A 6,304-nucleotide genomic window follows, 5' to 3' on the forward strand; every position below is an offset into this window, starting at 1 on the left:
GATCGCAGCCATCACCCGCATCCGCACAGCCTCCTGCTGAGCAGGCGAAAGCCTCCGCATGTCCCCGGTCAAGTCATCACCCATGCCACACCAACGAACGAGACACCAAAAAGTGACGGATCAATAAAATGTGCGCCTAAACCTTTTCGGGGGTTAGGCACGGCACTTGAGGAGTCCACAAAGGGCATGCTCCGATCGAGCGGATGACAATTACTATAAGAGTGTGTCCTATGTGGTGAGTCGGTGTAGGCGTTTGTAGCAGACGAGGGCGGCGGCCAGGCCGAGGAAGGCCAGGTAGTTGCGGGAATGCCGTTCGTAACGCGGTGAGAGGCGGCGGTGGCCGACCCGCAGGGCGATGGTCCTTTCGATCTTCCAGCGTTGTCGTCCGAGTCGTTGGGAACTCTCCACGCCCTTGCGACCGATACGGACGGCCGGGCGTTTGCCGCGCATCCATCGTCGCAGGTCGGGGATGTCGTAGGCCTTGTCCGCGTGGATCCGCCCGGGGCGGTGGTGGCGGCCGCGTTCGGGGTCGTGTCTCGACTGGAGACCGGCCGGGAGCGGCTTCAGGCCCTGGCTGTCGTGGGTGTTGCCACCCGGGACGGCGACCACGAGGGGCAGGCCGTTCGTATCGGACAGGACATGCATCCCGGGACCCGCCCTGCCCCGGTCCACGGGGCTGGGACCTGTGTGTTCGCCCCCTTTTTTGGCCCGCAGGTGGGCGGTGTCGCTCAGCACCCGGGAGAGGTCGAGCAGGTCCGCGGCCGCGAGTTGATCGAGCACCGCGCGGTGCGACCGGGCCCACACCCCGGCCCTGGAGCAGATCAGGAAGCGGCGGTGCGCGGTGGACTTGGAGATGCCGAAACACGGCGGCAGATGGCGCCACGCGCACCCGCTGGTGAGGACGTACACGATTGCGGCGAACACCGCTTCATCAGGGGTGTTCCGCGTTCCCCCGCCCTGCGGTCGCACCCGCTCGGGTGGCAACAACGGCTCCACGAACTCCCACAAACCATCCGGAACGATCCAACCCCACCGACCACTCCCCATTGCCCACTCAACGAGCCACACCCCACATAGGACACGCTCTTAATACCTGCGATAGGCCGCTCTACTTCAGAGTCCCGCATGACGGCTGCTCCATCTCGCCCCCGGTCAGCAACTACCCCGCCGTGGCCGTCTGGTAGCCGACCCGCCAGCCACCGCGGAGAGGTGGGGCTGACCGCAGCGACGGTGACCAGGGGACAGAGCGTGTGCAACAGCAACCGTGCCATCACCGATAAGCAGCGGCATCGGGCCGGAATCGTATGGGACTACCACCAGATGCGCCACAAGGTGCGTCCCGTCGATGCAGCGATCGGCCCGGGAAGCCACGACCTCGGCGTGGCCTCGTTCGCCGCCAGCCTGCTGGACGTGGCGACCGCCCTCCGGGGCGGTCGAGGATCGCAACACGCCCTACCCGTCCGTGTCGTAACTGGAATCGTCCTCGATGCGTGGTCTTCTGGGGCGTCCTGTCGAGGTCCAACAGACGGGTGCGCCGGGCCGCGACGGCGGGCCATAGGCCCCGGGGGTGGCCAAGGGGTGGCCGCACGCCCGTGGACAGTCCAGCACGGTGCAGCGGTGGTAGGTACATGAAATGTACTCTGATCAGGCACGATGGCACTCTGCGGTAGAGCACGTCATGTGGCGGCACGATCGCTCGCGTGCTCATAATCCGTCGGCCGTGGGTTCGAGCCCTACCCGCCCCATCTGGTAACACCCCGCCCGAGCCGCGAAAGCGCGGCTCGACCGGGTCCTCCCGAACGGCGGTCGCCACCGCGCGGCGGGACGAACACGCTCCCGGGCAGCCCGGTGGAGCCCTGCCCCCGACCCGGACCCCGGGTCCGCTCCCGCAAAGGAGAAGTGGTCCGCGGCCCCCGACAACGGCGCCCGGCCGGACACGGGGGTACGAGCCCCGCCCCTCACGAGAAGCCGTGACCATCCCGAGGAATGTTGGTGATGTACCAGGGCTGCACACATCGTGGACCTCGCGTGAGGGGGCCGATCATGTCCGTGACCCAGATCGATCTCGACGATGGGGCGCCGGCCGAGGCCATGCGTCTCATGGGTGCCTCGACGAAAAAGGAGACCGTCAACGGGGCACTGCGGGATTACGTGGCGCGCGTCAAGAGGCTCGAAGCGGCCGAAAAGCTGGCCGCGCGTGGCCAGCGGGGCGAGTTCGAGGCCGCCTCCGCGGCCCGAGCCGCAGCGAAACTGGCCCGGCGGGCCGCCTTCGAATGATCACGTATCTCCTCGACACGTCCGCCCTGTGGCACCTCTTCTGTATGCCGGGGGCGCTGCGGCCGTGGGAAGGACACATCGCCGCCGGCGTGTTCCACATCTGCGAGCCCACCCGGACGGAGTTCCTCTTCTCCGCCACGAGCCCGGCACACCGTGACGAGTTGGCCGAGGAGTTGAACGCCCTCTGCCGACTCTCGCCGGCCCCGAAGCACGCGTGGCGTTGGATCGAGACCGCCCAGTACAAGCTCACCCAACGGGGGCAGCACCGCGCCGCCGGCGCCGTCGACCTCCTGGTGTGCGCGACGGCGGTCCATCACGATCACACGGTACTGCACGTCGACAACGACTTCGCCACGATGTCGGCGGTCCTCAAGGAAGTGCAGCAACGCGACGCACGCGCCTGACTGCCGAACCGCTCCGGGATCGCCGGAGATCCGACCTGCCCCGTTCCCGGTGGGGGGTCGGTCCGCGGTCCGGGAGCCGAACCCCACCCGGGACCGGGGGCCGACGGCGCCTCTCGGGCACGCCCTCGGCGAGCCGCTCTCACTGTTCGAGCGGGACCACATGGGTCAGCTCCAGCGCGGGGCGCAGCGCCTCCGCCAGCCGGACCGCGTCGTCCACCGCCCAGATGTGCAGGAAGAACAGCCGCGGGTTGTCGGTCAGACCGTGGTGGTGCAGGGAGACCAGGTCGATGCCGCCGCGCCGCAGCCGGGGGAGCACCTTCGGCACCTCCTCGGCGATCATGGCGAAGTCGCCGTTGAGTGCGGCCCGCCCCTCCCCCACCGGCTGGAAGTTGAAGGCCGAGATGGCGCCCACCCCGGACGGCAGGATCCGTTCGCCGTCGTTGACCTCCTCCGCCCGGGCGAAGAGGGACTTGTAGATCCCGCCCACCACCATCCCGGGGACGCCGAGGGCCCGGTCGATGCCCTCGGTGTCCAGGTCCGGCCTCCCGCCGTCCTCCGGCCCGGGCGGCGGGGTGGCGGTCCGGTCGAGCGCCGCCCGCACCCCGCGGGCCAGTTCCGCCGCGTCCGGCCCGTGGCCGTGGACATGGGTCCACCACACCTCGGGTTGGTGGGCGAACAGGTGCTTGTGGATGGCGGTCTGCATCAGCCCCCGGGCGTGCAGGGCATCGCTCACGTCCTGGAACTCCTCCTCCAGGACCACCAGATCGCCCATCAGGAGGGTGCTGTCGTCCTCGTAGCGGATGAAGGCGATGTGGGAGCCGAGCGCCAGGGCCGGGGAGATCGTGACGCCCTCGGAGACCACGGTCAGGTCGGTGCGGGGGAAGCCCGTGTAGTAGAGCGCCCCGCGCTTCACCTCCCCCGGCCGGCCCAGCGCGTCGGCCACGCCGCTCCAGTCCAGGCCGTCGGCCGGCACCGGCTCGAGCAGCTCGCCGCCGTGGCCGGTTCCGTGCCCACCGCCCGGGGGGCCGTTCAGTCCGTCGGCGGGCCGGGAGGCGGCACCGTTCGGGGCGGCGCAGCCGCTCAGGCCCACCGCCACCGGTGCCAGCATCGTCGCGGCCAGGAACCGCCGCCGCGCACGCAATCCGTCACTGATCTGTCGCTCTCCGCTCATATCACCATCTCACCATGCACGCGGGAGCCCTCCCGCGCACCCCGCCGAGCCGTTCGGACGACAGCGGGCGGTCGGCCGCTCCCCCGCGGGAGTGACCGACCGCCCGGGCGCACCGACGGTTCGGGTGGTCGTCACACGTGCTCGGTCGCGGCCTCCACGGCGAGGTCGCGCACCCGACAGAACTCCTCCGCCGCGTTGTCGCCCTCGTAGCGCCAGGGAAGGGCGCCGACGTACCCGTCGACGAGGCGGAACTGTTCCACCGCCGCCTCGTGACGGTCCTGCCAGGTGAGGTAGTAGGCCAGCAGGTGCCGCACCTCCGCCAGGCGCGGGTGGTTCGGATCGGCCGCCGCCACGTCCATCAGCGCCGCGTCCACCCGGGCGATCATCTCCGGCGTGCGGTCCGGTTCCACCGAGGTGTCGCCCTCGTGGATGGCCCGCTCGTAGTGGGCGATCAGCGGCATCGCGGTCAGCAGGCTGCCGAGGGGCGCCGAGGCCGCGGCGCGGACGGCGAACTCCATCGCCTCCTCGTGGGAACCCCGCCACTTGGCGCACCAGTACTGCAGGGCGGAGAAGTGGGCCTCGTAGTGGTGCGGGGCACGGGCGGTGATCTCGGCCCAGAGCCGCTCCATCCGCTCGTGGTCGTAGCCGAGCCCCAGGGCGGTCCAGATCTCGGTGAGGTGGGGGGTGGGGTCGGCGGGGTTGAGTTCGGCGGCGCGGGCGATGTCGGCCCGGGAGCGGTTCAGCACCAGGTGGAAGTCCTCGAACTCCTCCTCCGAGGTGTGGGCCGCCCGGCGGGAGCCGCGCAGCTTCCAGGCCAGCACGACCGTGGCACGCGCCCTGACCAGGGCCGCGTCCGCGCAACCGGGCAACTCCGCCTCCCAGTCCCGCAGCCAGCCGTCGTCCACCGCCGCGATCTCGCCGAGCAGGAACGACACGTGGGACCGGCGCTCCCAGTCGGTGCCGATGGCACCCAACAGGGTCGCCGCGGGCTTCCACACCCCGCCCCGGGCCGCCCGCAGGGCGTCGGTGACCTCCTCGGGGTGGGGGAAGGCGGTGCGGGTGTCCTGGCGTTCGGGGGGCAACAGGCCGAGTTCACCGGCATGTCGCGAGGGGGCCGGGGGTTCCTCGTCCGTCCCGTCCGCCGTCCCGCCGGCGTCCCGGAGCACCCCGTCACCCGGGCCGCCGTCCTGGGCGCGGGGATGATGGGGGCCGGCATCGCGCACGTCCTGGCCCGGGCGGGAATCGAGGTGGTGCTCAAGGACCTCGACGCCGGGCGCGCCGATCGGGGCCGGGAGCGCTGTGCGGAGTTGACGGCCCGTGAGGTGGAGCGCGGTCGGCTCACCGCGGAGGAGCGCGAGGAGGTGCTGGGTCGGCTGACGCCCACCGCCGACCCCGCCGACCTGGCCGGCTGCGACGCGGTGATCGAGGCCGTGGTGGAGGACCCGGCGGTCAAGGCCGCGGCGCTGCGCGAGGCGCTGCCGCTGCTCGCCCCCGACGCCCTGGTGTGCACCAACACCTCCACCCTGCCCATCGGGGCACTGGCCCGTTCGGTCGACCGCCCGGCCGACTTCCTGGGCCTGCACTTCTTCTCCCCGGTGGAGCGCATGCCGTTGGTGGAGATCGTGCGGGGGACCGGGACCGGCGACGAGGCCGTCGCCCGCGCCTTCGACCTGGTCCGCCGGCTGCGGAAGACGCCGATCGTCGTCAACGACGCCCGCGGCTTCTTCACCTCCCGGGTCATCGGTCGTTTCCTCGACGAGGGACTGCGCATGGTGGGGGAGGGGATCGCCCCCGCCTCGATCGAACGGGCCTGTCTCTCGGCCGGCTACCCCACGCCCGTCCTCGCCCTCCTGGACGAGTTGACCCTCACCCTGCCCCGGGACATCCGGCGGGCCGCGCGCGCCGCCGGGGCGGGACCGATGGACGGTCCGGACCCGGCCGAGCGGGTGTTGGAGCGGATGGTGGAGGAGTTCGGACGCACCGGCCGCGCGGCGGGCGCCGGTTTCCACGAGTACGACGGGCCCGGCGGGCGGCGGCTGCTGCTGTGGCCGGGACTGCGCGAGCACTTCGGGCCGGCCGCCACCGGGTCGGGCGCCGGCCCCGGCGCGCCGGATCCCGCCGCCGGGCACGCCGACCCGCGGGAGCTGCGCGAGCGGATGCTCTTCGCCGAGTCCCTGGAGGCCATGCGGGCGCTGGAGGAGGGCGTGGTGGAGTCCGAGGCCGACGCGACCGTGGGGTCGCTGCTGGGGATCGGTTTCCCGGTCTGGACCGGGGGGGTGCTGCGGTACGCGGACGGGTGGCCGACCGGGGCCGCCGGTTTCCTGGAGCGGGCCCGCGAGTTGCGGGAACGGTACGGGGAGCGCTTCGAGCCGCCGGCGTGGCTGGTGGAGCGGGTGCGGCGGGGTCTGCCGGTGGGCGGCCCCGCGGAGTGACGGCCGGGGCCGCTCGGGAG

General features: G+C 71.8%; 5 protein-coding genes and 1 pseudogene. 3 read left to right on the top strand and 3 right to left on the bottom strand.

Going from position 1 to position 6,304, the window contains the following annotated elements:
* Positions 1-228 precede the first annotated feature (228 nt).
* Positions 229-1,047: an IS5 family transposase gene (locus FOE67_RS12995; RefSeq protein WP_182663773.1), complete on the bottom strand. Its 819-nt coding sequence runs from the start codon at positions 1,045-1,047 to the stop codon at positions 229-231.
* Between the two features lie 996 nt (positions 1,048-2,043).
* Here FOE67_RS12995 and FOE67_RS13000 point away from each other — a divergent pair.
* Both FOE67_RS13000 and FOE67_RS13005 read left to right on the top strand, forming a co-directional pair.
* Positions 2,044-2,277 carry a type II toxin-antitoxin system VapB family antitoxin gene (locus FOE67_RS13000; RefSeq protein WP_182663775.1) on the top strand — a complete coding sequence of 78 codons (234 nt, stop codon included), beginning with the start codon at positions 2,044-2,046 and terminating at the stop codon, positions 2,275-2,277.
* Positions 2,274-2,681: a PIN domain nuclease gene (locus tag FOE67_RS13005; RefSeq protein WP_182663777.1), complete on the top strand. Its 408-nt coding sequence runs from the start codon at positions 2,274-2,276 to the stop codon at positions 2,679-2,681. The genes FOE67_RS13000 and FOE67_RS13005 overlap by 4 nt, the downstream gene beginning before the upstream one ends.
* A 139-nt stretch (positions 2,682-2,820) precedes the next feature.
* Here the strand turns inward: FOE67_RS13005 and FOE67_RS13010 are convergent, their stop codons facing one another.
* Both FOE67_RS13010 and FOE67_RS13015 read right to left on the bottom strand, forming a co-directional pair.
* Positions 2,821-3,852: a DUF1259 domain-containing protein gene (locus FOE67_RS13010; protein ID WP_182663778.1), complete on the bottom strand. Its 1,032-nt coding sequence runs from the start codon at positions 3,850-3,852 to the stop codon at positions 2,821-2,823.
* Positions 3,853-3,983: 131 nt separating this feature from the next.
* Positions 3,984-4,934: a hypothetical protein gene (locus FOE67_RS13015; protein WP_182663781.1), complete on the bottom strand. Its 951-nt coding sequence runs from the start codon at positions 4,932-4,934 to the stop codon at positions 3,984-3,986.
* A 60-nt stretch (positions 4,935-4,994) separates the two neighbouring features.
* Here FOE67_RS13015 and FOE67_RS13020 point away from each other — a divergent pair.
* Positions 4,995-6,284: pseudogene (locus FOE67_RS13020) on the top strand (3-hydroxyacyl-CoA dehydrogenase family protein); the annotation flags it as partial.
* Positions 6,285-6,304 lie beyond the last annotated feature (20 nt).

Source organism: Streptomyces calidiresistens (genome assembly GCF_014141525.1).
GTDB classification, from domain to species: Bacteria; Actinomycetota; Actinomycetes; order Streptomycetales; family Streptomycetaceae; genus Streptomyces; species Streptomyces calidiresistens.